The 26842-nt window shown below is 38.4% G+C and carries 26 protein-coding genes and 1 tRNA gene; 24 read left to right on the forward strand and 3 right to left on the reverse strand.

Translation table 11 applies throughout. The annotated features are described in order from the left end of the window. Positions 1–10 precede the first annotated feature (10 nt). The 4 genes from VEIS1202513_RS02500 to VEIS1202513_RS02515 all read left to right on the forward strand — a co-directional run bounded on the left by VEIS1202513_RS02500 (position 11) and on the right by VEIS1202513_RS02515 (position 3854). Positions 11–2257 (forward strand): autotransporter family protein, encoded by a 2247-nt coding sequence (locus VEIS1202513_RS02500; protein WP_213467753.1) that lies wholly within the window; start codon positions 11–13, stop codon positions 2255–2257. Positions 2258–2471: 214 nt separating this feature from the next. Next, positions 2472–3113, forward strand: a complete 642-nt coding sequence (locus tag VEIS1202513_RS02505) for a flavodoxin family protein (RefSeq protein WP_213467754.1) — start codon at positions 2472–2474, stop codon at positions 3111–3113. 36 nt (positions 3114–3149) lie between these two features. Further along, on the forward strand, positions 3150–3608 hold the full coding sequence (locus VEIS1202513_RS02510; protein ID WP_213467973.1) for a low molecular weight protein-tyrosine-phosphatase: 459 nt from the start codon (positions 3150–3152) through the stop codon (positions 3606–3608). Positions 3609–3779: 171 nt separating this feature from the next. After that, positions 3780–3854 (forward strand) — tRNA-Arg (locus VEIS1202513_RS02515). 104 nt (positions 3855–3958) lie between these two features. On the opposite strand, the gene VEIS1202513_RS02520 is transcribed toward VEIS1202513_RS02515, so the two are convergent. Continuing rightward, positions 3959–4378 (reverse strand): hypothetical protein, encoded by a 420-nt coding sequence (locus tag VEIS1202513_RS02520; protein WP_213467755.1) that lies wholly within the window; start codon positions 4376–4378, stop codon positions 3959–3961. Positions 4379–4615: 237 nt separating this feature from the next. Here VEIS1202513_RS02520 and VEIS1202513_RS02525 point away from each other — a divergent pair, with 237 nt between their 5' ends. The 3 genes from VEIS1202513_RS02525 to VEIS1202513_RS02535 all read left to right on the forward strand — a co-directional run bounded on the left by VEIS1202513_RS02525 (position 4616) and on the right by VEIS1202513_RS02535 (position 6806). Beyond that, complete coding sequence (locus VEIS1202513_RS02525) at positions 4616–5293, forward strand: LemA family protein (protein ID WP_244856285.1); 678 nt, start codon at positions 4616–4618, stop codon at positions 5291–5293. A 358-nt stretch (positions 5294–5651) separates the two neighbouring features. Beyond that, positions 5652–6467, forward strand: coding sequence for a class I SAM-dependent methyltransferase (locus VEIS1202513_RS02530; protein ID WP_213467756.1), 816 nt, complete (start codon positions 5652–5654; stop codon positions 6465–6467). Positions 6468–6476: 9 nt separating this feature from the next. Beyond that, positions 6477–6806 (forward strand): nitrous oxide-stimulated promoter family protein, encoded by a 330-nt coding sequence (locus VEIS1202513_RS02535; protein WP_054746914.1) that lies wholly within the window; start codon positions 6477–6479, stop codon positions 6804–6806. A gap of 50 nt (positions 6807–6856) precedes the next feature. Here the strand turns inward: VEIS1202513_RS02535 and VEIS1202513_RS02540 are convergent, their stop codons facing one another. Beyond that, a complete protein-coding gene (locus VEIS1202513_RS02540; protein ID WP_005385785.1) occupies positions 6857–7135 on the reverse strand; it encodes a hypothetical protein in 279 nt (92 codons plus the stop codon). A 193-nt stretch (positions 7136–7328) separates the two neighbouring features. Here VEIS1202513_RS02540 and ilvB point away from each other — a divergent pair, with 193 nt between their 5' ends. From ilvB to VEIS1202513_RS02610, 14 genes are all read left to right on the forward strand, one after another. Next, entirely contained in the window at positions 7329–9056 is a 1728-nt protein-coding gene (ilvB, locus tag VEIS1202513_RS02545) for a biosynthetic-type acetolactate synthase large subunit (RefSeq protein WP_213467757.1), read from the forward strand. Between the two features lie 8 nt (positions 9057–9064). Next, positions 9065–9577, forward strand: a complete 513-nt coding sequence (gene ilvN / locus VEIS1202513_RS02550) for an acetolactate synthase small subunit (protein WP_060924047.1) — start codon at positions 9065–9067, stop codon at positions 9575–9577. A 162-nt stretch (positions 9578–9739) separates the two neighbouring features. Further along, positions 9740–10327 carry a beta-class carbonic anhydrase gene (locus tag VEIS1202513_RS02555; RefSeq protein ID WP_105089499.1) on the forward strand — a complete coding sequence of 196 codons (588 nt, stop codon included), beginning with the start codon at positions 9740–9742 and terminating at the stop codon, positions 10325–10327. A gap of 31 nt (positions 10328–10358) precedes the next feature. Continuing rightward, positions 10359–10823 (forward strand): hypothetical protein, encoded by a 465-nt coding sequence (locus tag VEIS1202513_RS02560; protein ID WP_119207257.1) that lies wholly within the window; start codon positions 10359–10361, stop codon positions 10821–10823. Between the two features lie 86 nt (positions 10824–10909). Continuing rightward, the gene (locus VEIS1202513_RS02565; protein WP_213467758.1) at positions 10910–12232 is read left to right on the forward strand and encodes a fibronectin type III domain-containing protein; all 1323 of its coding nucleotides are present in this window, start codon (positions 10910–10912) and stop codon (positions 12230–12232) included. A gap of 344 nt (positions 12233–12576) precedes the next feature. Next, positions 12577–13761 carry a M20 metallopeptidase family protein gene (locus tag VEIS1202513_RS02570; RefSeq protein WP_213467759.1) on the forward strand — a complete coding sequence of 395 codons (1185 nt, stop codon included), beginning with the start codon at positions 12577–12579 and terminating at the stop codon, positions 13759–13761. 31 nt (positions 13762–13792) lie between these two features. After that, complete coding sequence (gene argF / locus VEIS1202513_RS02575) at positions 13793–14803, forward strand: ornithine carbamoyltransferase (RefSeq protein ID WP_371732227.1); 1011 nt, start codon at positions 13793–13795, stop codon at positions 14801–14803. 122 nt (positions 14804–14925) lie between these two features. Next, positions 14926–15876 (forward strand): N-acetyl-gamma-glutamyl-phosphate reductase, encoded by a 951-nt coding sequence (gene argC, locus VEIS1202513_RS02580; protein WP_213467760.1) that lies wholly within the window; start codon positions 14926–14928, stop codon positions 15874–15876. A gap of 10 nt (positions 15877–15886) precedes the next feature. Next, positions 15887–16744, forward strand: coding sequence for an acetylglutamate kinase (argB, locus tag VEIS1202513_RS02585; RefSeq protein ID WP_213467761.1), 858 nt, complete (start codon positions 15887–15889; stop codon positions 16742–16744). 90 nt (positions 16745–16834) lie between these two features. Beyond that, positions 16835–18022: an aspartate aminotransferase family protein gene (locus tag VEIS1202513_RS02590; RefSeq protein WP_213467762.1), complete on the forward strand. Its 1188-nt coding sequence runs from the start codon at positions 16835–16837 to the stop codon at positions 18020–18022. 138 nt (positions 18023–18160) lie between these two features. After that, entirely contained in the window at positions 18161–18343 is a 183-nt protein-coding gene (locus VEIS1202513_RS02595) for a hypothetical protein (RefSeq protein ID WP_005385822.1), read from the forward strand. A 95-nt stretch (positions 18344–18438) separates the two neighbouring features. After that, the gene (locus VEIS1202513_RS02600; protein ID WP_213467763.1) at positions 18439–19617 is read left to right on the forward strand and encodes a M20 metallopeptidase family protein; all 1179 of its coding nucleotides are present in this window, start codon (positions 18439–18441) and stop codon (positions 19615–19617) included. A gap of 206 nt (positions 19618–19823) precedes the next feature. Beyond that, positions 19824–21179 carry a C4-dicarboxylate transporter DcuC gene (gene dcuC / locus VEIS1202513_RS02605; protein ID WP_213467764.1) on the forward strand — a complete coding sequence of 452 codons (1356 nt, stop codon included), beginning with the start codon at positions 19824–19826 and terminating at the stop codon, positions 21177–21179. A gap of 234 nt (positions 21180–21413) precedes the next feature. Then, positions 21414–22598: an MFS transporter gene (locus tag VEIS1202513_RS02610; protein ID WP_213467765.1), complete on the forward strand. Its 1185-nt coding sequence runs from the start codon at positions 21414–21416 to the stop codon at positions 22596–22598. Positions 22599–22739: 141 nt separating this feature from the next. Here the strand turns inward: VEIS1202513_RS02610 and VEIS1202513_RS02615 are convergent, their stop codons facing one another. Beyond that, complete coding sequence (locus tag VEIS1202513_RS02615) at positions 22740–23726, reverse strand: GMP reductase (RefSeq protein WP_039969037.1); 987 nt, start codon at positions 23724–23726, stop codon at positions 22740–22742. 179 nt (positions 23727–23905) lie between these two features. On the opposite strand from VEIS1202513_RS02615, the gene thiT reads away from it, so the two are divergent. Genes thiT through VEIS1202513_RS02630 form a run of 3 tightly spaced genes read left to right on the forward strand, consistent with a single transcriptional unit; the run spans position 23906 to position 26769 of the window. Continuing rightward, positions 23906–24436: an energy-coupled thiamine transporter ThiT gene (gene thiT, locus VEIS1202513_RS02620; RefSeq protein ID WP_213467766.1), complete on the forward strand. Its 531-nt coding sequence runs from the start codon at positions 23906–23908 to the stop codon at positions 24434–24436. Continuing rightward, positions 24429–25553: a molybdopterin-guanine dinucleotide biosynthesis protein B gene (gene mobB, locus VEIS1202513_RS02625; protein ID WP_060924035.1), complete on the forward strand. Its 1125-nt coding sequence runs from the start codon at positions 24429–24431 to the stop codon at positions 25551–25553. Before thiT ends, mobB begins: the two co-directional genes overlap by 8 nt. Then, entirely contained in the window at positions 25534–26769 is a 1236-nt protein-coding gene (locus tag VEIS1202513_RS02630; RefSeq protein WP_213467767.1) for a molybdopterin molybdotransferase MoeA, read from the forward strand. The genes mobB and VEIS1202513_RS02630 overlap by 20 nt, the downstream gene beginning before the upstream one ends. The last annotated feature ends 73 nt before the right edge of the window (positions 26770–26842 follow it).

Genomic DNA, 26842 nt, shown 5'->3' on the forward strand with positions numbered 1-26842 from the left:
GGAGAGAATTATGAAGATTAGACGTCATGTATCAGCCGTGATGACTGCACTAGTATTAACAGGTATATCTTATTCTGCAATGGCTACAGAAATTAATGTTTCTAGCGATAAAGCAGAGGAGTTGCTGGGTTTAACAATGGGCTCACCAGTACAAACGCAACCTGAGGTTAAACACATAGAGGATACATTAACAGTTAATGTACATGGTAAAAGTTTAACAGAGGCAGGTAAAAGTAAGAATGTTACAGGTATTTATAATGGCTTTGGGGCACAACTAACGGTAGATAAAGACCTTATTGTACGATTAAAGAATGATGCACCAGCATCGAAGAGAGAATTAGGTCATTATTATATGAGTGCAGTCTATGCTGGTTATGGCGGTAAGGTACCACGTCTAAGTAAAGATAACCCTGATCGAGACTATGGTGATACTAATATTCATGTGAAAGGTAATGTAGATATCGATGCTATCGGCTCTGGTTTACAAGTCAATCAACGAGGTCATATCCTTGTTGATGGAGGCGGTAAGATTATCACTCATCCTGTAGAAACATCTGATACCTATTCTGTAGTAGCAGAAGAAGGGGATGTCTATGTAAATGCAGGCTCTGATGGTAAACATCCAGGTACCAAAGACTTGGTTGCTGTTGGTAATGTGGGCCTTATCAACAAGGATTATGGCCGCGATCCAAACCATAATGAAGAACCGACGAATGTAGGTTTAGCTTTTACAACACCAAACTCTAGCCTCACAGGTGCTGTATTAAATGAATATGCTGAAAGCAATAAAAATCCTCATAATTCTGGTGCAGATATTTACCTACAAAATGGTGCTACTTGGAATAATGAGTGGATTGGCATGGAGCGTCCTACACCTAAAAAAGAACGTCCATCAGGGGATAATGCAGCGTACCTATACAAGGGGAGTAAGGTTCGCAATCTTGTAGGTGGTGTTAACCCAACTGCAGCAGGTAACATTCATCCTATCGATGCGCGGCCTATAACAATTCAGAACTATAGCGGTTATGTGAATGCTATTTATAAATCTGGTGTGCCGGCTAGTGATACAGGAAAAGGGCAAATCATCGTTGAACATGCGGCGGATAATAGCCATATTACAATGCAAGGCGACCATTCCGGTAATACCATCGACGATGCAAGCTACAAAAAGGATATTCAAACATTAGCTGAGAAATTACAATACACAGGTAATGATAAGAAGCTTAGCACAACAGTTCAAATCAATGAAGGTGTTACTACACCTGGTGCTGTTGCAGACCTAGGGGCAGATCATTTTGATGCTCAAGGTCATCTCATTGTAGACGATACAACAAAGGTTACTCGGGATAGTGAGTCATCCTTGGTGAGTGGTTCAAAATCAGCTCTTACATCGACAGTTATGGCATGGAAAAATAATACGAATGATTTACAACGCCGTTTAGGTGATCTTCGTCTAGCTAATACAGATAAAGGCGTATGGGCTAAATATATAGGTGGTAAATCTAAGATTACAGATGGTGCTGATGCACATATGACATACAATGACGTACAAGTTGGTTACGACCATAAGGCAACTAATGGTTGGATTTTTGGTGGTGCTATTGATTACAGCACATCTAGCAACTCTTATGCTAATGGCAGTGGCGATGGTAAGCTTGGCGGTATTGCCTTATATGGTACAAAACAACATGACGATGGTCGGTATATTGATATCATCGCTCGTGGTAATAGATTATCCAACGACTATAGCCTTAACTCAATTAGTGGTCAACGTTTGAATGGTAACTATCATACATTTGGTACATCCTTGAGTGCTGAATATGGCAAACGTATTAAAAAACAAAATGGTTTCTATATCGACCCTAGTGTAGAATTTATTCTAGGTCGTTTAAATGGTGTATCCTATGATGCAACTATTGCAGGTGGTGGATCCATGCATGTGAAATCTGATGCGGTCAACTCTGCGGTAGGTAGACTTGGCATTGGTATTGGTAAAGAAACAGAAAGATCCAATATCTTTGCAAAACTAGCACTAGCTCATGAATTCTCTGGTAAGGTAAATACTACATATTCTGCACCAGGTAATCCAACAGTACAAACAACTGTAGATTTAAAGGATACATGGCTTGATGCGGAAATCGGCGGTTCTTGGAGTGTTCGTCCTAGCACATATCTATATGGTACATTCACCAAAAACTTTGGTGCTACTATAGATAATACATGGCGTATTGATGCTGGGGTTAGACATAACTTCTAATTGAATAGATGAAAACTCTGTAGTTGCCTGTAGATAAGGTGCTACAGAGTTTTTTTATATAAAAGTGTCTATGTGAGTTATTCTTTATCGGCAAATAGGCAAACATTAACTGGCTTGCTGTGATGGACAGACTTTAACAATTTTGTATTTCTATGATAGTATATAAAGGCTAGTTAATATGTAACTTCTTAAGTAAGAGTTTGGAGGATATAATATGAAAGTTCTAATCGTAAATGGTAGTAGCCATGTAAATGGCACAACAATGCAAGCTATACAAGAGGTACAAAAGGTATTTAGTGAAGCCAATGTAGATACAGAGGTCATTCAGCTAGGCAATAAACCTATTCGCGATTGTATTCAATGCGGTTATTGTTTTGAACATGGAGAATGTGTATTCAAGGATGATGATGTAAATGCCTTCATAGAAAAAGCGAAGGATGCAGATGGCTTTATCTTTGCAACACCTGTATATTATGCACATCCGAGTGGACGTATTTTATCCTTTTTAGATCGCGTATTCTTTAGTGCAGAAAGTGTAAAGCCAAATCCATTTGCCTTTAAACCAGGTGCATCTATCGCCGTAGCTCGTCGCGGCGGTACAACTGCATCCTTTGATGTACTCAATAAATACTTTGGTATTTCTCAAATGCCAATTGCAGGCTCTACATATTGGAATATTAGCCATGGTCTAGTAGCCGAAGATGCTAAGCAAGATGAAGAAGGTATGCAAACAATGCGCAACTTGGCTAGAAATATGGTTTGGATGATGCGTAGCTTTGCTGTAGCTAAGGAACAAGGTGTGCCATATCCAGATACAGATAAAGAGAAAAAAGTATCTACGAACTTTGTGCGTTAATAACTTATCGATTGTTGAGTTACTAGAGGAATTATGATGGTTAAAATTTTATTCATTTGTCATGGTAATATTTGTCGTTCAACTATGGCTGAGTTTTATATGAAGCATATCGTTGCGAAAGCTGGACTTAGCGATTCTATTTATGTTGAGTCTGCCGCTACATCTCGTGAGGAGATAGGGAACGACACCCATTATGGGACTAAAAAGAAATTAGATGAAATGGGTATTCCTTACACTCGTCGCAAGGCTCGTCAAGTGACCGTTGATGACTATCATAATTTTGATTACCTCGTAATTATGGATGAAAATAACGGACGTAATTTAAAACGTATCATTGGAGAAGATGTAGATTCCAAGGTATATAAGGCTATGTCCTTTGTTAGTGAAAGCCGTGATGTAAAGGATCCTTGGTATACGGGAAACTTTGACGAAACCTATGATGATGTCAGTCGTAGCTGTGATGCTCTATTAGCGTTGATTAAAGAAAAAATATAAATATAAAGACCTTACTATTAGATGATGTATCAATAGTGATTGAGTTTAACTATAGTTATTCCAATCTTGAATTGATTTAATAGTAAGGTCTATTCTATATACAGACTATCTTGCTTTATACTTTATACTATCGAACCATAACGTAATATGGTATAATTTTTAGGTATTCATGCGCCTATAGCTCAGGGGATAGAGCGCCGGTCTCCGGAACCGGGTGCGCAGGTTCGATTCCTGCTAGGCGCACCAAATAAAAGGCTTCTCGAAATTTCGAGAAGCCTTTTTATGTGTCTTTATTCTTTAGCTTGATATCTTTATTCTTTAGGTTGAGGTATAGTTTAGAAAATTATATGTTAGCATCTATATTTAGTACAACGAATACCTCGTGCTTGAAATTCATTCATCAGTAAGTCTATTGATTTATCAATGATTTCTTCATTAGTTATATACACCATCTTTTTGTAGTAGACCGTACCATCAAATTCTATCCAACGACTTGTCTTGCCATTTAGTTTGCAAATTTGCATTCTGCCGGCCCAGCTGCCCATGCTACGGAATTGTTTACCTTTAGAAAAACGTACCTCACGAATATCGCTTAATTTAAATGTTCTTCTTACTAAGCCAATGCCTATAGAGACTTGATCATCCTTAAAGTAAAGAAGTTTATAACGCTCTTCAGGAGGCATAGATCTAATGATAGATAAGTTATAAGTAGCAAAAACTACAGCGATAGCAATCAATAGAAATATAAGGATTATCATATATTTTCCCATACAATTAAGTCCTCCTTATCTCTATTATAATAAATATAAGTAATGTATGAAATCATTTTATATCACTTCATGAATGAAATTTCATATTGGTTATATCTTTCATATGTATAATATTCTCAAAATTGTATGGTTATTTGTAATCGAAATGGAGAGAGTTCTATGTTTTCTACGCTTATATTTTTTATAATTATATTCTTAATTTTCTTTTTTGTTAAGCAATACAATTTACTACAAAAATTGACTGTAGAGATTAAAGAGGCACGTGCCAATATTATCGTTGCTTACGAGAAAAAAGTAGCTATTGTTAATCAGTTTACAGGTCTTGTAAATGAGTATGATGATTATGAAAAATTAATTCAATTAAAAGTGTCTGATAACTTTGTAGATATGGCTCGTGAAACAGCAAAAGCAGTTCAAAATATTACAGCTTTAGCTAATCAATTTCCAGAGTTAAAAGCCAATACTCAATATAGTAAATTCTTAGAAGCGATTAGTGAAAATGAAACGTTCATTTCTAATAAACGTGAGACTTATAACTTCCAAGTAAAAGAGTATAATAGTGAGATTGCTCAAATTCCAATGGTATTTGTAGCATCCTTATTGGGATTTAACCAGGCCCCATTCTTTGATCCAAATAATGAAGAGGCTTTAGCTGAATTTAGTGGTGCTGATCCAGAAGCAATTAAAGATCTTGCTATAAAGGGCACAGACAAGTTGAAGGATACAACAGATAAAATTAGAGAATCCTTTGAAAAACGCGAGCAAGAAGCACAAGCGAAGAGAGAAGAACATCTTAAACAAGAGCGTGAATCTTCTTCTAATAATGAGAGTGTAAAGACTGAAGAGAAAACTGAAACAGAAGCTCCTAAAATTGAAGAGGCGTCTGCTTCAGTAGAGAAACAAGAAGAGAAGTAATCATATATTCAATTGATGTATATGAGTAGATAGTATATAAATCTATTTGTAAAATGAGAGATAAAAGACTCCACTCGTTGAGTGGAGTTTTTTGTTTTTGAAAATACCGTCTAATATAGCATTTATGTAAAAATATATATTTAATAATATCAAGATAACGTGTAAATGTGATTTGAGTAACACATTTTGTTTTGAGAATGATGTACAATAAAAATGTCCTTGTGAAAATCTGAACATCCTAGGTGGAACACTAGGCATATAGGACGTGATGAAAAAATATAAAGTATCTAATTAAGCTAAATAAAATAGCAAATTGTATCAATGCATAGTTTTGATGTAGTGATACAGAGGAGATAGAATGACAAATAGAATACAAGAACTCACCGTCGACAAAACTTGGCGTAATGAGCAAGATGCGTGGAATAATCGATCTAATTACTTTGTAGAAATGCACAATCGGGACGATCGTAAGGCGCAGGTTACAGAGTTTTTATCCTTCTTGAAGAATGAGAATCTTTTGCCCCCTAAAGACGGTTGTACCCTTGATATTGGCTGTGGTGTATGTGACTATGCATTAGGATTGGCTCGTGATGGCTATAAGGCAACAGGTATCGATTTATCTGACGGTATGATTCGAGGTGCTAAACAATTGGCAGAGGCAGAAGGTCTTGATTTGAGTTTATATATCGCACCTTGGTCTGATGAAACACGTCGAGAACTCGGTTGGGATAAGAGTTTCGACTTGGCGTATAGCATTTTCTGTCCCATCATGTTTGATGTAGAAAATATTCGTGCCATGCACGAAGCAAGTCATGATAAATGCTTGTGGATTGCTTTCAGCGAGCGCAGTGACGAAATGGTAGATATGCTATCTGAACATTTCTTTGGTCGCGACTCATTCCCTTGGGATGGCAAGATGAAAGAGTGCTTAGAGGCTATCCATGAAATAGGGCATAATGTGAAAGTAACTTATAAAACGGTTCCTGAAACAGAGGTTATGTCTCTTGAGAAGGCTATTAATTACTTTACTATGCGACTTCATAATAACGGTTGGGGCGCAATGGATGATATGAAAGAAGAGATTAGAAATCTCATTGAACCACTAGCTATCAATGGTGAAATTCATAATAAGACCGTTGATAAGGTCGCTTGGGTTTCTTGGTCTGTGAAATAGGAGATTAGCGTGACAGTTGATGAAAAACGTAAGTTAGAACTAAAAACTATGTACCAAATTATTGGCATCTATTGTCGTGATAAACACCACACGCCTAAAGGTGAACTATGTGAGGAGTGCCAAGACGTTTGGCATTATGCAGAGCATCGTATTGATGTATGTCCACATATGGAAAGTAAAACCTTTTGCAGCGTATGTAAAACACATTGCTATGGACCAACATATCGTGAAAAGATACGTGAAATCATGCGATATGGTGGGCCTAGAATGTTATTTGTATCACCGATCCAAGTAATTAAACATATGTATCTTGAATGGAAAGACAAAAAAAGAGGCTAGCATTGCTAGCCTCTTTCTTAATGGATTTATCACGTTTTCATGTAATAATCTTATGCGATTGCTTTGTCCAATACAGCTTTGATTAATGCTTTTGTTTGGTCATAGCTTTCACCAGGTTGAGCCTCATATTGTTTGTCGAGGTCGAACCATAAGTTTGGATAGTACTCATAAGGGTGAGTTTTGAAGAGCTCATGAGCGTCTTGATCTTCAACCCAGTTGATATGAATGTCTGCATATGCAGGGTTTTCTGCAACAAGTTCATCGATAGCACGGAATGCATTTGCACAATAAGGGCAACCGTTTAAGTGGAAACCTAAGATTTCTTTCATGGTTTTACAGTCCTTTCCAGACAAAATTAATATATATTTCTATAATTTGAGATTTATTACATACTCATGTACCACAACATGTGGTACACTACTGAGTATAACACATCTATATAAGATATTCAATTTTTTAGATATATCGAATGAGAATATTGAGAATGCGATATGCATTTTTTACATAGTTAAGGAGGCACCTATGATTTCAGGCGCAGCATATGTGGTGAAGGCCCTTCAAGAGGAGCAGGTAGATATACTATTCAACTATCCTGGGGCAGCAACCATCGATATCATGGATGAATTATATAAACAAGATAAGGTAAAAGTAATTTTGCCACGTCATGAGCAAGCATTAGCTCATGCAGCAGATGGTTATGCTCGCAGTACAGGTAAAGTTGGGGTGTGCATGGTAACCTCTGGACCAGGTGCTACAAACCTTGTGACAGGTATTGCTACAGCATACGCTGATAGTGTTCCCCTTGTTTGTATTACAGGTCAAGTAGACTTGGGCCTCATGGGTAATGACGCATTCCAAGAGGTGGATACAGTTGGTATTGTGCGCAATATCTGTAAATATGCTGTTACCGTTCGTGATCGTAAAGAGCTAGGGCGTATTTTGAAAGAAGCATTTTATATTGCCCGTACTGGTCGTCCTGGTCCTGTAGTGGTGGATGTTCCTAAAAACATTCAAAAGGCTATGGGCTCTGATGAGTATCCAACAGAAGTCAATATTCGTGGCTATAAACCTAATACAACAGTTCACGTAGGACAAGTAAAAAAAGCATGCTCTATTATCAGCAAGGCTAAACGACCACTATTCTTATTAGGCGGTGGCGTTAGCATTAGTGGTGCTAACGACCTCATGATGAAGCTAGTAGAAAAAACAGGCATTCCTGTTGTAACTACATTGATGGGTAAAGGTGCTATCGATAGTCGACATCCTTTATATCTCGGCAATATTGGTATTCATGGTGGCTATGCACCGAATGTGGCACTCACTGATTGTGATGTAATGATTTCTATTGGTACACGCTTTAACGACCGTATTACAGGCAAGTTAAGTACCTTTGCACAAAATTGTAAGATTATCCATATTGATGTGGATGCAGCATCTATTTCTAAAAATATTAAGGTAGATATTCCAATTGTAGCAGATGCTAAATTAGCTATTGAAAAATTATTGGAATATATTGAACCTCATGATCTTGGTGAATGGCCTGCACAATTACAACAACTTAAGGCTGACCGCCCTGTTACACAAGCGGGTGAAGAAGGCTTAACACCTCAAATTGTTATTGACTATATTAATAACCACTATGCACGACCTATTGTTGCTACTGATGTAGGACAAAATCAATTGTGGACTACTCAGTTCCTCGAAATTAAAGGACAACACCAAATGTTGACATCTGGTGGCCTTGGCACGATGGGCTATGGGTTCCCAGCTGCGTTAGGGGCTCAAATTGGCAACCCTGATAAACGAGTATTTGCTATCTGTGGTGATGGTGGTGTACAAATGAATATCCAAGAATTTGCCACAGCTATGCATTACCGTTTACCTGTAACTCTCATCATTTTGAATAATGGCTTCCTTGGTAATGTACGGCAATGGCAACAATTGTTCTACGATAAACGATATGCTTGTACTAATTTGTTGATGGATGAAAGTTCTATTGTAACGCGTGATATGATCGATAATGATGAGTTTGAATATGTTCCAAACTTTGTACAATTGGCAGAAGCTTATGGTGCTAAAGCTATGCGTATTACGAAGGTAGAGGATATCGAAAAAGGGTTCCAATTGGCAGATACTTTCAAAGATGGTCCTACATTACTTGAGTTCATCATTCCAACGGAGCTCAATGTATTGCCAATGGTACCAGCTGGCAAATCTTTAAGCGATATGTTATTAAAGGATAAAAAATAGGAGGGGCTATGGAATTACATATGGAAAAACGCTGTATTTCAGCGTATGTAGAAAACCAAATCGGCGTATTGGCTAAAATTTCTGGCCTCTTCGCAGGTAAAAACTATAACCTTGATACATTGACAGTAGGGGAAACTGAAGATCCTACCATGTCTCGTATGACCATTGAGCTCACTTGCGATGATTTGACGTACGAACAAATCATTAAACAGCTTAATCGCAGTGTAGAGGTGATTAAGGTTATCGACTTTACGGATATGCCGATTACAAAAAAAGAGCTATTGTTTATTAAGGTCAATAGTTGCAAAGAAGCAGATAAACAAGAAATCTTCCGCATTGCTCAAACCTTTGACTTGTTGGTAGTCGATTATAACCGCAAATCTGTTCTTGTACAATGTGTAAAAACAGTATCCAAAAATAACGATATGATTGCTCTATTTAAAGATATGTTTGTTAATCGTATTGAAGTTGTACGCGGTGGTAGCGTAGCTATCGAAGCACTATCTACACCTGATAGATAAGTTTTAACTCTAATTATTCTAAATCTATTTTTGGAGAATAATGATCTAAGACTAGTAGTGATTTAGAATGGATACAACTGAATATGATATAATATTTATATCGACCATTATTGATATAGAGACCTTGGTTGTGTGCCAAGGTCTTTTTATATAGGAGGTACTATGAGTTTATTAGATGATATTTTAGCCCATAATAGAGAATATGTAGAAGATCAAAATACAGGTTACGTTGAAACTGACACTAAATGTAGTAAAATGCCGAGCCGCGAAATGGCTATCGTTACATGCATGGATACACGTCTTGTTAACTTCTTAGAAGATTCCATGGATATTGGCCGCGGTGAAGCGAAAATTGTAAAGACTGCAGGGAACTGTATTACAGGTCCTTTTGATGGCGTTGTACGTAGTTTACTTGTTTGTATTTATGAGCTAGGCGTTAACGAAATCTTTATCATTGGTCATCACGAATGTGGTATGGCAAAAACTACGGCAAAAGATTTAACAGAAAAAATGTTGGCTCGTGGTATTGCACCAGAAGCGATTCATATGGTCCGTAAAGAAATGGAACGCTGGGCAGATGGATTTACACACCCTGCTGAAAATGTAGAAGATACTGTAGACGAATTGCGTATGAATCCTTTGATTCCGAAAGACGTACCTATTCACGGTCTTATCTTCCATCCTAGAACAGGTGAAATTGAAGTCATCGTTAATGGCTATACACAAATGAAACAATATTACGAAAAATAGTAGGTAAATACTTTAAAAGAGGTATTGTGAATTGAGCAATATAGATAGACTAGATACATTTGAGGTAGCGTGCAAACATTTTCTCGGAGATTTTTCAAATTTTAAGAATCTCATTTCTACCCAAGTTCAATCGTTAAATGGTTTAGAATGGTCTTTTGATAAAGGTTCCACTAAGGTTTGTAGTGCTGATGAAAAGGGCTTAAAAAAACGATGCAAAGTTGGCATAAAATATAGATTACAGGTTGAGTTATCTCAAGCTGATGTAGAAACTATTTGGACTGAATTTAGTCGATTTTGGGGGGACACTACTTTAAATCAGCTTGAAAGAGTATGCAGTAATGAAGAATTGGGGCGCTATCAATTTATAGCTAACAATTCTATAGGCGATGAGCTTACCTGTGATATCTATTTACCTAATGAATGGAATATACCGCAATTAAACATGTTGGGATATATTTCAGCTAGATATAGAAAAGTAGATGTTGAAGAAGTATAGCAAAATCTTATTTGACTTAAAGTTAAGTTTAAGTTTTATAATGTGTTCATATTAGTACTTAATACATATTTACATAAAGGAACTATATGAATAAAAGTAAACTATTAAAAACAATTATAGCTATTGTAGCTTTGGTTATATTAATCGTAGGTGGCTATGTATATAAGGATGCCATACAGAGTCGTATAGCTAGAATGGCTGCTGTCGTAAGTGGTCAAGAGATAAAACCGATCCTTAATTCTGAAGGCCGTTACATTCGACAAATTGTAGCTCAAGATAATAGCACAAGCCGTACCATTATGTGGCAATCAGATAGCAGCGAAGCTGATGCGGTAATAGAGTATCGTCTAGCAGGTTCTGAAAATACTCAAACGATAGGGGCAACGGATAAAGTTTTTACTGATGACGGCAGTACTACCTATATTCATGAGGCTACATTGACAGGGTTAACACCTAATACTAAATATGAATATCGCGTAGGTTACGGTGCAGATCGCCGTAGTGATTGGTACTCTCTGGAAACGGCTGGCGCTAGTGTCTATGATGTGCTCATATATCCAGATTCTCAGTCGGGGGATTATTCTCAATGGGAAGAGATTGTAAAGGACTCAGCACATCGCAATCCAAGGACAGCCCTATATATTAGTATGGGGGACCTTGTAGATAATGGGGAACAAGACTATCAATGGCGCACTTGGTTAAATTCCATTAGACCGTTGAGTGCTAATGTGCCGTTAGCAACGACCTTAGGTAATCACGAGATGTATACATTAGATTGGAAAATGCGCGAGCCTTATGCGTATTTAAATTACTTTGCAGTACCGCCTAATGGGAATGAAACTTTTAATCGTCGTTATTATTCCTATGACTTCGGTGATGTTCATTACGTTGTATTAGATACGCAACTTTATGAAAGCAATCATGAAGATAATCATGATACGCATCATCCTGATTTATACGATGTACAGGTTCAGTGGCTACGCCAAGATTTGGCAGCAAATACTAAAAAGTGGACCGTAGTTCTCATGCATCGGGATCCATTCCAATATGCCATTGACCGCCCTGGCGCAAGTCGTGATGTAGGATTCAACGAAGAGGGCGTATTGTTTATGCCTATCTTTGATGAGTTTAATGTAGATTTAGTGTTGTCAGCTCATTTACATTCTTATCGTAATAGAGGGCATGTACGTAACTTTGATAGAGATGCTTCGGGACCATTATATATTCTGACTGGTATTGCCGGAGATACTCGTCGCCCTAAGTGGAAAGAACATCCTTTAGATGTATATGTGGCACCAGATCGAGATAAGAATAACTATATGGCGATGACTGTTACACCGAATAAATTGATAGTAAAAGCTTTCTTACCAGACGGTACACAGCTAGATGAGTCGGTTATAGAGAAATAGAAGTACAAGATTATAAGAATATATAAGCAAAAGACACCTTCCTTGAAAGGTGTCTTTTTTGTGTGTTTATACACATAGTTTTCTCTGATTTATAGATTAAATAGGTAAACATATAAATGATAATTATATATTTATTAGATATTTTATATGCTAAATTAAGTTCATGTAAATTACAGTTTTAAAGACTATGATAAAAATTAATCCATAGTATAACAAATAAAAATACAGAAAATTTGTATAAAACTTGAATAAAATGAGTGATAGTATTATAATACGTACATAGGTTATAAAAATACGCTAATAATGTATAAAATATACATACAGTGTATAAAGGAGATAGAGTAATGAATACATTACAAGATTTGATCAAGAAATATGCCGCACAATATAAAGAACAAGTTGTAGCATGGCGTAGACATATTCATAGTCATCCAGAATTATCTGGTGAAGAAAAAAATACATCCTTATTTATTCAAAAGGTTCTTGGTGAATTAGGCATTCCCTTTGTAAATGATGTTTCTGATTATGCCGTTATCGGTAAAATCGAAGGAGCTCAACCTGGACCAGTTATTGCATTACGTGCTGATATAGATGCCTTACCTATATATGAAACTACTGGATTGCCATTTGCATCAGAATATGACGGCGTTATGCATGCTTGTGGTCATGATAGCCACATTGCGATTTTGCTTGGTGCTGCAGCTATTTTACAGTCTATTAAAGACCAATTGCATGGCACCGTAAAGCTCGTATTCCAGCCTTCCGAAGAGGAAGCATTACTCCCAGGTGCACAAGGTATTGTAGATAGCGGCATTCTTGATGATGTAGATGAAATATATGGCCTTCATGTATGGCCACAATTACCGGTTGGTACGGTAGGTCTAAAAAAAGGTAATTTGATGGCTGCATCGGATCACTTCCTCGTCCATATTAAAGGTAAATCAACTCATGGAGCGGAGCCTCATAATGGGGTAGATGCCATCGTAGCAGCCGCAAACTGGATTGTAAACGTAGAATCTATTGTGGCTCGTGAAACGAATCCAATGGAAAATCTCGTGTGTACCATCGGTGTTATCAAGGGTGGCGACAGATACAATATAGGCTGTGGCGATGTATACCTTGAAGGAACATGCCGTACCTATGAACCAGCAAAACGGGATTATATAGAACGACGTCTTGGTGAAAGTTTACAAGCTCTCGATATGTTATTAAAAACAGAGAGTACCTTAGATTATAAACGTGGTCATGGTGCTACTATCAACAATCCAGACGCCATTGATTATGCCACATCTATTGTAGAGAAATATCTTGGTAAAGAAGCTGTGGTACATCCTGAATTCCCGTCTATGGCTGCAGAGGACTTCTCCGCGTATCTTCATAAAATAAAAGGTGCTTTCCTTTGGTTAGGTACTGGATTTGAAGGTAATCCGGCCTTGCATAATGAGGCTTTCACCATTGATGAAAGCATCCTGGAAACTGGTATAACAATGATGGCTGCTATTGCCGCCGAATTTTTACAAGAAAAGTAGTTAAATAAGTAGTTTGAAATAAGAGGTTATCATGAAGAGTTTACAACATACATCATTTAAAACAATGCTTCAATACACACCAGAAGAAATTAAATACTTCTTGGACTTGGCTGCAAAGTTAAAAGCCGATAAAAAAGCAGGAAAAGAAATCAAAACATTAGTAGGTAAAAACTTTGCATTAATTTTTGAAAAAGACTCTACGCGGACACGTTGTGCCTTTGAAGTCGGTGCTGCGGACCAAGGTGCTCATACAACATATCTTGGCCCTACAGGTTCGCAAATGAATAAAAAAGAATCCTTAAAAGACACAGCTCGTGTTCTAGGATCTATGTATGATGCTATCGAGTTTAGAGGTTTTGATCAAGCCGATGTAGAGACACTAGCTGACTATTCTGGCGTACCTGTTTGGAATGGCCTTACCGATATGGATCATCCTACACAAACATTAGCGAATTTTTTGACGCTTCAAGAAAATATTGATAAGCCATTAAATGAAATCTCCTATGCTTATGTGGGTCATGGTCAATCTAATATGTGTAATGCCTTAATGAGTGGGGCCGTTAAAATGGGTATGGACTTTAGACTTATCGGTCCTAAACAATACTGGCCAGCCGGTCCATTCTATGAAGAATGTTTGAAAGTTGCAAAAGAAACAGGTGCTACCATTACATGTACAGATAACGTAGCGGAAGGTGTTAAAGACTTAGATGTAATCTATACAGGTGTATGGGTAACTATGGGTGATACTTATGATATGTGGGAAGAACGTATCAATACGTTTAAACCATTCCAAGTTAATGCTGAAATGATGGCATTAACAGGTAATCCAAATACTAAATTCTGTCACTGCTTGCCAGCGTTCCACAATACGGAAACTCAAGTAGGTAAAGATATCTTTGAACGGTTCGGCATGAATGGTATTGAGGTAACTGAAGATGTATTTGAAGGTTCAAATTCCTTGGCCTTCCAAGAAGCAGAAAATCGTCTACATACGATTAAGGCCGTTATGGTTGCTACATTTAGTGACTATCCTTTGAAATAATTTCATCTCCCTAGAAGGTGATGTATGGTATAGTTTGTTTCCTATTTATAATCGATGAAAGTAATAACTGAGAGCTGTATAAATAGGTGTGAGTCACCAATAGGTGAGAATTGAGGTTTACTATGACACCCTATAAAGTATTTATTGTTGGTCATGAAGGCACAACAGGTTTAAGAATTCATGAACGGTTATCCGATAGAAAAGATATAGAGCTATTAGCTACAGCTGATGAGGATCGTAAAAATGTAGAGGCTATTAAAGAGGTAGCTAAAGAGGCAGATATTGTATTCCTCTGCTTGCCTGATGTGGCATCTAAGGAAATCATGGCCGCTATCGGTGAATTACCATGTAAGGTAATTGATACATCTACTGCCTTTAGAACTGCTGATGATTGGGCTTATGGATTCCCAGAACTCGGTGCGGATTATAAAACAGCCATCGCTACTGAAAAACATATTGCTAACCCTGGTTGTCATGCGAGTGGAATGATTGCTTGTATTGCACCTCTTGTAAAAGCTGGTCTTGTGCCAACAGATTATCCTTTCACTATCACATCCTTAACAGGCTATAGCGGTGGTGGTAAAAAGATGATTGGCCAATATGAAAGTGAACCAAAGGATTATTTCCTCTATGCACCGCGTCAATATGGTCTAAGTCAACAACATAAGCATTTGCCAGAAGTTCAACATGTATGTGGCCTTAGCGAAGCACCAATCTTTATGCCTATCGTTGACGATTATTATTCCGGCATGGAAGTAACTGTGGGCATCCATAGTCGTTTATGTAATAAACCAGTTAGCATCGATACAGTGCAACAGGCATTAGAAGACTTTTACAAAGATAGTACAATCATTACTGTTGTGCCATTTGCAGAGAACAGCAATACTGGGATGTTGAATGCTAATCAATTGAGCAACACAGATAGCATGAAAATCTATGTGACTGGCAACGATGAACGCATTATGGTTCATGCTATTTTCGATAATTTAGGCAAAGGTGCCTCTGGTGCTGCTGTTCAATGTATGAACATTGCTTTAGGTTTGCCTGAGGATACAGGCCTAGCACTAGGTTAGAGAGGGAACTATGAAGGACGTAACAAATGCAATGCGGGCGCATATCTTAACTGCGGCCGTTCCATATATTAAACAATATACAGATCAATATGTTGTCGTTAAATATGGCGGCAATGCTATGATTGATGAAGAATTAAAAAAATCCGTTATGAAGGATTTAATGCTACTTCAATTGGTAGGGGTAAAAGTTGTGCTCGTTCATGGCGGTGGTCCAGCTATTAATAGCACACTAGATGCCATGAAAATTGAATCCCGTTTTGCAAATGGTTTGCGTGTCACTGATGAAGCGACAATGGATGTAGTACAAATGGTATTAGCCGGTAAGGTTAATAAAGGCCTTGTAGCAGACTTAACAGACCTTGGTGGTAAGGCTGTTGGTCTCTGTGGTGTGGATGGTAATATGATTCGAGTTCATAAACAAAATGATGAGCTTGGTTATGTAGGCTCTATCGATACGATTGACACAAGTATTATCGACGATGTTATCAGTAGAGGTTATATTCCTGTCATTTCTTCCATTGGTATGGGGGCTGATGGCAAGACATATAATATCAATGCTGATACGGTAGCCGCAAAAATTGCCGGTGCTCTTAAGGCAGAAACAATGGTTGCTATGACCAATATTGATGGTGTGCTACGAGATGTGCATGATCCTAGTTCTCTAATCTCTAAAATCACTATGGCAGAGGCGGATCAATTAAAAGCAGAGGGGATTATCGCTGGCGGTATGATCCCAAAAGTGGATTGCTGCTTAGAGGCCATCAAATCAGGAGCTCAAAAGGTATTTATCATCAATGGTGAGATTCCACATGCTATTCTTATTGAGTTATTGACTGATGAAGGTCTTGGCACCATGTTTGTAAAGTAATATAGTAGGTATGATGATGATAATTGTATATTACCATCGTTACCTTTCACATAGATAGACGACGGCGCGACCGTACGTTCGGAGGATGTAATGAGTAATACAATCGATTTTGAACAACAAGATAAAGAATATATAGCCAATACGTATGGCCGGTTTAACGTATGTTTTGAAAAGGGTAAAGGGTCCCTTTTATGGGATGTAAATGGTAAAGAATACATCGATCTTGGATCTGGTATCGGTGTAACAGCCTTTGGTGTCGATGACGATGAATGGACAGAGGCGGTAACAAAGCAATCTCATGCGTTGAACCACATTTCAAATTTATACTATTCTTTGCCACAAATTGAATTGGCAAAACAATTGTGCGCTAAAACAGGTATGAAGAAGGTATTTTTCTCTAACTCTGGTGCAGAGTCTAATGAATGTGCCATCAAAGCAGCTCGTAAATATAGTCATGACAAGTACGGTGAAGGTCGTCATGTCATCGTCACATTGGTTAATAGCTTCCATGGTCGTACTATTACTACCTTGTCTGCTACAGGCCAAGATGTATTCCATCAACATTTCTTCCCATTTACAGAAGGCTTTATTCATACACCCGCTAATGATATTGATGCGGCCTTAAAAGCTCTTGATAATCCAGCAGTTTGTGCCATCATGATGGAACCTATTCAAGGTGAAGGTGGCGTTATGCCACTAGATAAAGAGTTCGTACAAGCAGTAACAAAATATGCTCATGAACACGATCAACTCGTGTTAATCGATGAAGTACAAACTGGTAATGGCCGTACGGGCAGTCTATACGCATACCAACAATTTGGCATTGAGCCAGATGTAGTATCTACTGCAAAAGGTTTAGCAGGCGGCCTTCCTATGGGGGCTACATTATTCAATGAAAAGATGCAATATGTGTTAAATGCTGGTGCACATGCAACAACCTTTGGTGGCAATCCAATCTGTGCGGCAGCAGGCAATACTATCATTAATCGTTTAACACCAGAATTCTTAGATTCTGTAAAAGCAAAAGGGGACTATGTAAAAGCTACCTTAGCAGGCAAACCTGGCATTCTAGGTGTGAGTGGCATGGGTCTTATGCTTGGTATTGAAACTACAGTAGATCCAAAAGCAGTCATTGCGAAATGTCTTGAAAAGGGCGTTGTATGCTTGTCTGCGAAAAATAAAGTACGTCTTTTACCAGCTCTTAATATTCCTCAAGATCAATTGGAAAAAGCGATTGCTATTGTAGCTGAAGCTATTGCAGAGTTAGCTGCAAAATAATGTTAAGGATAACTTTCATAAATATCATTTAAAATAGTTGCGTAACCGTGTAATTATTGAAATAAATCGATGAATATATAGACTTTAGTTCTCATTCGTGTTACCCTAGAAGAAACAGTCTATATTGGAGGAGTAAATATGAATACAGAATCCTTACGTAACGAAGTATTGGTTCCTGCTGTAGCAAAAACATTAGATATTGCTACAAAAGCAAAACCTACAAAAGAAGAACTTTTCACAACAGCAAAAATTACGGCTGCTGTGGCAGTTGCAACAGCTGTTGTATCCTTAGCGGTACAAGCAGTATTGCGCAACCGATAAGACATAAAGAAAACGACATGGCGTGGCCTGTCGTTTTCTTTTACTTTTACCCTGTTATTCCCCTTGATTAAGGGATTTTATAAGGAGGCGATACCATGCATAGTCGCGATTTAATTGAACAATATAAAGGCTACGTTCAAGATTGGCGTAGATATTTTCATAAACATCCAGAGCTCAGTAATGAAGAGTTTGAAACAACTAAGACACTGGCTAAAGAATTAGAATCTATGGGCGTAGAGGTTCATGTAGATACAGAGCGTGGCATCGGCTTAGTTGGTATCATCCACGGTGATAAACCTGGTAAAGCCATTGCTTTGCGCGCTGATATTGATGCATTGCCTGTTCACGAACATAATACAGTAGACTATAAATCAGAAACTGAAGGCAAAATGCACGCCTGTGGTCACGATGGTCATATGGCTATTTTATTAGGCGCTGCCAAGATGTTAATGTCTATGAAAGATCGCATTGAAGGCGATGTATATTTAGCATTCCAACCTGCTGAAGAGACTGGGGCAGGGGCACCAGATTTCATCAAATTTGGTGATTGGTACGATAAGATAGATGCTATTTTTGGTGGTCATGTATGGATTGACTTACCAGCAGGACTCATATCTGTAGAAGAAGGTCCTCGTATGGCTGCAAGTAGTCAGATTACTATTAATGTAAAAGGCAAACAAGGCCATGGTGCACAGCCACATCAAGCGATTGATGCCATTGTAGTAGCTAGTGCTATCGTCATGAATTTGCAAACCGTAGTGTCTCGTAATGTGAGTGCTTTAGATTCTCTTGTACTCACTATTGGTAATATTCACTCTGGATCTGAATGGAATGTTATCCCTGGTGAGGCTAAAATGGGGGGGACCATACGCTTCTTTGATCCTGACCAAGAAGAGTATTATGTAGAATCTATACGTCGCGTAGTAGAACATACGGCTGAAGCTTATGGAGCGACTGCTACATTAGAATATGTAAAAAAAGTACCGCCTACTATTAATGATCCTGAAGCTAGCGAATTGGCGGAACGTGTCGTTATTGATACATTAGGTAAAGACAAACTTTCTAAAATGCGTAAAGTAATGCCAGGGGAAGATTTTGCATGGTATTTACAAGATAAACCAGGATGCTTTGCTTTTATTGGTATTCAAAACCCTGAAATCGAGGCTACCTACGATCATCATAACAATCGATTCAATATGGATGATACTGTACTATCTGCCGCATCTGCCGTATATGCTGAATATGCTATTCAGTGGTTACAAGAACATAAATAGTAAGCGTATAAAAGTGCCATATCTTACGGGATATGGTGCTTTTTCATTGTATTTTTATTTATATTTTCCGTATAGTATAGGTATAATATAGGTATAAGTTGGATGTGATGCAAGTATGATACAAGTATTATATAAGTATAATTCAAGTGTAGTACTTGTGATATAAATCCTCTGTAAGTCTAATACATTCTCTATGAGAGGTACTTATGAATATAGTTATATGTCTCATCATAATTGCTATTACAGGCTTTTTATTGATGAAGCGCTACCAGCCACAACCTATTTTGATTGGCTTAGGAATTCTTATGATGTTCATCGCTTATGAGGCGAGCTGGATTGATGCCATATTAGTTGGTGACCAATCCACAGGAGTTCTCATATTTGATGCCATGGATATTGTGCGAATTACTACGTCCGAGAATATAGTAAATTTAGGCCTCATGATTATGACCTGTGCTGGTTATGCAAAATATATGGAATATATTGGGGCAGGGACGAGATTGGCACATACCTTTATACGTCCTTTATATCGTCTAAATCGCCCATATATTGTACTGGCCCTAATGTTTCTTCTTAATATGGGACTGTCTATTTGTGTACCTAATCCGTTGAGTCTTGCACTCCTTATGATGGTTACCATGTATCCCGTATTGCTTCGCCTTGGGGTGAGCCCAGTGGGGGCTGCAGCGGTTATTGCTACGGGACATCTTATGGACGTAGGACCTGGTGCGGTATCTACCTTACTCATTGCAAAGACCTTGAATATGCCCGTGCCAAACTATTTTGTAGGCTACCAGTTGCGGCTTTATTTCTTAGTCGCCATTGTGACGGCCATAGCACACTTTTTCTGGCAGAAATATCGTGATCGAGTGGAGGAACCTAAGGCTATAGATGCTTGTGAAAGTATTCCAGAGGCGCCAATAGGGCCTAAGCCGTATATGATATTCCCATTATTACCATTGTGTTTTATTTTGGGCTTTAGTCAATATGGCTTTCCTGGTGTGAAGATGAATGTTACCCTTGCTATGATGCTTGCCTTTGGTATAGCTCTATTAGCTGAATTAATTCGTCATCGAAATCTGAGAACAGTACTTAAGAGTACAACTATTTTCTTTGAAGGTATGGGGAACCAGTTCTCTTATGCAGTGACACTTATTATAGGGGGACAAATCTTTGCACAAGGACTAGTGAGTTTAGGTCTTATTGAATCCTTGCTTGGGGCACTTCAAACATTATCTCTTAACTCCATAGGACTTACCTCTGTGCTAGGGGGCGGCATGTTAGGCCTTAGCATGGTGACAGGTAGCAATGTAGCACCATTATTTACTTTGGTTCCACTAGTACCTAATATCGTAGCTCATCTAGGCTTGGATCCGATTACTACTATGCTTGGTATGCAAAACGGTGCAAGCCTAGGCTTATTCCTTAGCCCTATTAGTCCTGTAATGGTCGGCGTAGCAGGCGTGGCACATATAAAATCAGTAGATTTACTTAAACGAACTGCTGTACCTGTTCTTGTAGCATTACTTACAAGTTGTGTGGGGATATGTCTCCTTTACTAACTGTCATCTAAAAGACTAATTAGTTATATTTAACCAGATATACTATATATCGCTTTTTAAGTTTAGTTTAAAATTAGAAAACCCTCTTTACATGTATCATAAAGAGAGTTATTATATTCCAATAATAAATCATATGTAATTAAAATGGTTTCCTGCAAGGATGCAAGTTTTAGCGCTTTGCGGATAAAAAGGGCCTTTCTTCGCCGGACGGTTCTAGAAGCCAGAAAGGATGTAATGAGCAATCAAGTTTCTATTTCAACAGCAAATATTCGTGGTGCCTTTGGGGGATTCTTTATCCCAGGTATGTATACAGCTTTATGGGCGGGCTTTGTACCATATTTAAAAGCAAAGCTTAGTATCGGTGAAGATGTATTGGGCTCTATGATTTTAGTGCTCGGTGTAGGCTCTTGTTTGTCCATGGCCATAGCTGGTAAGCTAGTAGAGAACTTTGGATGCAAGAAAGTCGTTTTACTAGCTAGCTTTATTGGGATGTTATCTCTTGCGGTTGTTACCATGTGTTCTACAATTGCTACGACCACAGCTGCTTTATTCTTCTTTGGTATTGGCGTCGGCTTAAGTGGTGCGTCTGCCAATTTACAAGCTATCTTGACAGAAAAGGTGAGTAAGAAACACTTAATGGGTGCCTATCACGGTGGATGGAGTTTAGGCGGTTTTGCCGGTGCTGGTGTTTTGCTAGTGCTCTTAAAAATATTATCCTTACCTGTTAATGAAAGTATTTGGGGACTTCTCATCGTATTATTTATTGCCATGGTTGTGGTTAGCCAATTTATGTTGACCTTTGGTAGTGATCCAAATGCAAAGGTTGTTAAAAAATCTAAAAGCCCATTATCTTTCCATCCCATTGCTATTATCTTTGGTCTCTTGTCCTTTGTATCTTATTTAGTTGAAGGTGCTGTAGGGGACTGGAGTGCATTATACTTATTTGAAGATAAAGGTATCGTTATTGAAGAGGCCGTTATGGGGGTTATGCTCTTTAATGGTACTATGTGTATTGGTCGTTTGCTGGGGAATACAATTGGCAAACATTTAACCTCTAAACAAGTTGTCGTTGGTGGTTATTTGTTAGGCGCTATTGCAATGGGCCTTATCGTATTCTTACCAGGTTATGGTTCTATGTATACGTATTTATTACTTGGTATTGCCTTAGCTATGATAGTACCAAACTTGTTCTCTGCCATGGGGGAACAAAATGTAATTCCTATGACACAAGCTGTGGCAACATCCACGATGCTTGGTTATATGGGAATTTTGATGGGACCAGCATTGATTGGTTTCATTGCTCATGGCACAAGTCTTACAGTAGCATTTATCGTATTGACTGCATTACTTGTAGTAAGTGCAGGTACTGGTAAATACGCTTATATGTTAATGGACAAATCAAAAGAAGCTGAAGCTTAAATAATAGCCCCAAAGACGGTATGTCTTTGGGGCTAATTTTATGAAATATGGCAATATTATTACGAATATGTTGTAGATCACATTGATTACATACAAAAAAGCCACAGGATTTATCCTGTGGCTTTTACATGTAATATTGTATTAACGGTCACCGTTGAAGATGGAGTTTTTAACAAGTACATAATCTACTTTGCGGATTGCTTGTAGAGTAGTACCACCAGCGTAAGAGATAGCGGATTGTAAATCTTGTTCCATTTCAACTAATGTATCAAAGATAGAACCTTTGGAATCAATGAAGATTTTTTTACCTTCTACATTTTTGCGTTCACCTTTTTGGAACTCAGAAGCAGAACCAAAGTATTCTTTTACTGCTTTGCCGTCAACGATTTTTTCTTCCCCTGGAGATTCTTCATGGCCAGCGAATAGGGAACCAATCATAACCATAGTTGCGCCAAAGCGAATGGATTTAGCGATGTCGCCATGATCGCGGATACCGCCGTCAGCGATGATAGGTTTAGTAGCTGCTTTTGCGCACCAGCGAACAGCAGCCAATTGCCAACCACCAGTACCAAAGCCAGTTTTTAATTTAGTGATACAAACTTTACCAGGACCGATACCAACTTTAGTTGCATCTGCACCAGCATTTTCAAGTTCACGAACTGCTTCTGGTGTACCTACGTTACCAGCGATAACGAAAGTTCCAGGCAAGTTCTTTTTGATGTATTGAATCATATCGATTACTGCGTTGGAGTGACCATGTGCAATATCGATTGTAATGTATTCAGGTGTTAAGTTTGCTTTTTTGAATTCATCAACTAAAGCAAATTCTTCTGGTTTTACACCAATGGAAATAGAAGAGTATAAATTAAGGTCGTGCATGCGTTTAACAAAATCCATACGACGTTCTGGTTGGAAACGATGCATGATATAGAAATAACCTTCACGAGCTAATTTTTCTGCCAATTCTTCGTCGATAATAGTTTGCATATTTGCAGGAACTACTGGCAAGCGGAATGTGCGATTACCTAATTTAACATGTGTATCACATTCGCTACGGCTAGTTACGATACATTTATTAGGAATTAATTGCACGTCTTCATAATCAAAGATGTTCGTTGTATTAATCATATTTTCTATATCTCCTTCGAGTATTACAAATTGAACCTGTACCATTATACAAGAGTCGCGTAAAATTTTCAATACGTTCCGAATATTTTGTTTGGACTCAGAAACGAACTGTAGTACAATACAAGTAGATTATGCAAGTTATATACATTAATATATATGGTAAAGGGAGGTTGATTGACATGGGTCAGTCCAAAACTCGCATGCTTGCAGAAGCAGGTGTGGCGATTGCAATTGCTCAAGTATTATCCTTTATTACGATTTTTCATATGCCTCAAGGAGGATCTATTAAGGCTGCAGCTTTAGTGCCGCTCATGATTTATGCTTATCGTTGGGGTGGTGCACGAGGAATTTTTGCTGGCGTCGTATATGGTATTTTACATTTTATTTTAGGCTTTAAATCATCTGTACACTATTTAAGTATTATATTGGATTATCTAGTTGCTTATGGTGCTATAGGTGTATGTGGTTACTTCAAAGATTCTATTTCTGGACTCATTACAGGTTCTATTGTTGGTATTGCATTGCGCTGGATCGCCACTGTTGTGAGCGGTGCCGTTGTGTTCGCTAGCTATGCACCTCAAGGTCAAAATCCATGGATTTACTCCATGATTTATAATGCCTCTTATATGGTGCCAGATGGGATTTTAAATATTGTTGTTTTACTATTCATTTACCAAGGTGTTAAACGAGGTTTAGGACGTCGTGGATAAATTAGGTTTAATTATTTTGGCTGGTGGTTTGAGTTCTCGCATGGGGCAACCTAAGGCATTATTACCTTGGGTTAATGGTGAAAGCCTCATATCTCATGCACTTCGTAAGGGATTAGAAGCGGATGTGGATGATATCATCATCTCCATTGGTGATGATGATCAGTTAGGACATGCCATTCAGACTCATATCATTGATACGTTATCGAACGATGAGAAGAAAAAAGTTTCTATTGTTCGGGATTCTGTTGAGCGACGTGGTCCTCTAGGGGGACTTTATAGTGCTCTAGCTGTTGGAATGAGTCCTGCCTATGCGGTGATGGCTGTAGATATGCCATTTATGCCTATGGATTTATATTATGATTGGTTATATCAAGTGAATCATAACAATTGGAATGTCATAGTTCCTACTGGTTCTAGAGGTAAGCCAGAACCTATGGCGGGAATTTATAGACCTCATATTGTATCATTACTTCCATCTATTCTGGCCGGTAAAGACGTATCGTTGCAGCATGCCCTTGATACGATTGGTCATGTTGAATCTATTGATGCCAGTGATTATGATTGGGAGCTAAGTAATGTAAATCATTATGATGACTATCAATGGGCTCGTGCATTAGCAGAAAATGAGTTCCGTCGTGTGCCGCTTATTAGTGTAGTAGCATCAAAACGTAAAACAGGTAAGACTACGGTAGTAACCCGTCTTGTAGCTGAGTTACAACGAGCTGGGTTTTCTGTAGGTGTTGTAAAGAGTGATAAACACGGCTTTCAAATGGATCATGAAGGGACCGATACAGACCTTTCTTATAAAGCTGGTGCTGATGCGGTGGCTATTGCAGGCCCTAATGAAACAGCGATTCGTATACGCACTAAAGAACAATCAAATCTGTATGAAATATCACAGTTTATGCCTGTGGATATAGTTATACTAGAAACAAGGTCCCAAGGCATTGCCCCTATTATAGAGGTTACGCAAGAAGGACATACAGAAGAGCTTATCTCAGATTCTATTGATCGAGTAGCTATAATCGAAATTAGCAAGTTAGACCAAGACGTACCAGGATTAGTACGTCACATACAGGAAATGATGAGGTGTTTAAATGGCCGTCGTTACTGTTGAGGAGGCCCTTCAATTATGGGAGAAGGCCTTAGATACGCAAGTTTATAAAGTAGAAATGATTGATGTTAAGTCTGCTAAGGGATATGTGTTGGCAGAGGATATCGTTGCGCCCACAGATGTACCGGCCTTTTCGAAATCAGCGATGGATGGGTATGCTATTGCCTTTTCCGCGGATTGTAATGAGTATATTGTTGACGGTGTTATAGGCGCCGGCGTTGTATGGGAACAACCTGTTGCACTAGGCCATGCAGTACGTATTATGACGGGCGCACCTATACCGGATACATGTGATACTGTTATCATGCAAGAACAGGTAGTTGGCTCCGGAGAACCGGGGACAACAATCACAATTCAAGGTAAATACAAATGTGGCGATCATATCATCCCTCAAGGTGAGGAATGTAGTGCGGGCACTATTGTGATTCCTCGTGGAACAGAGGTAACCTCTACGGTACAAACTGTTTTGACTGGTCTGGGGTTGACTGAGATTGCTGTCAATGCAATGCCTCGCGTGCTAGTCCTTACCTCTGGCCATGAGGTGATTGAACCTGGTGAAAGCTTAACAGCTGGTAAAATTTATAACTCTAATAGAGCTATGATTTGTGGACTCTTGGAGGATTTAGGCTTTCATAAGATTACGCACTATCATGTCAGTGATGCTCCAGAGGAATTAGAGTCTGAAATCAATCATGTGTTACAGCTCAGTGAAGATGCCGATATTATCATTAGCTCTGGCGGCGTATCCGTAGGGCTATTTGATACAATGCCTCTTATTTATGAAAAGTTAGGAGCTAAATCTATTTATGCGCGCATTCAAATGCGTCCTGGTGCAGCATCTTATGGTGCTGTAACCCCTAAAGGTCAAATTATTTTTGGCCTTTCTGGTAATCCAGGGGCTGCGTTTAACGGTTGGCATCTAATCGTAGCACCGACCTTAAAACGCTATAAAGGGTTGGCAAACTGGACTACACCAGTCGTGGCCTGCGTAATGGATTCAGAGATTTTTAAGCGTAATGCCTTTGATCGGTACGTACAAGGTAAAGTCATATTTGGTGGTGGGGTCCCACGCTTTGTGGCTAACCGCCATTTTAATAGTAGCAGTATGTTAGGCCTCTATACGGTGAATGCATTGGCATGTATTCCGCGTGGTGTACATGAAGTACATCCTGGTGATACCTTTAATGTATATCTACTAGGACTATTACCTGCTGTATAGGTCTTTATATAATATGTATTTATGTCATCTAAAATTCTGTTGACCGCAGATAAATAAATATATGATAATAAAA

The sequence above is a fragment of the Veillonella orientalis genome (genome assembly GCF_018406505.1).
Lineage (GTDB): Bacteria > Bacillota > Negativicutes > Veillonellales > Veillonellaceae > Veillonella > Veillonella nakazawae.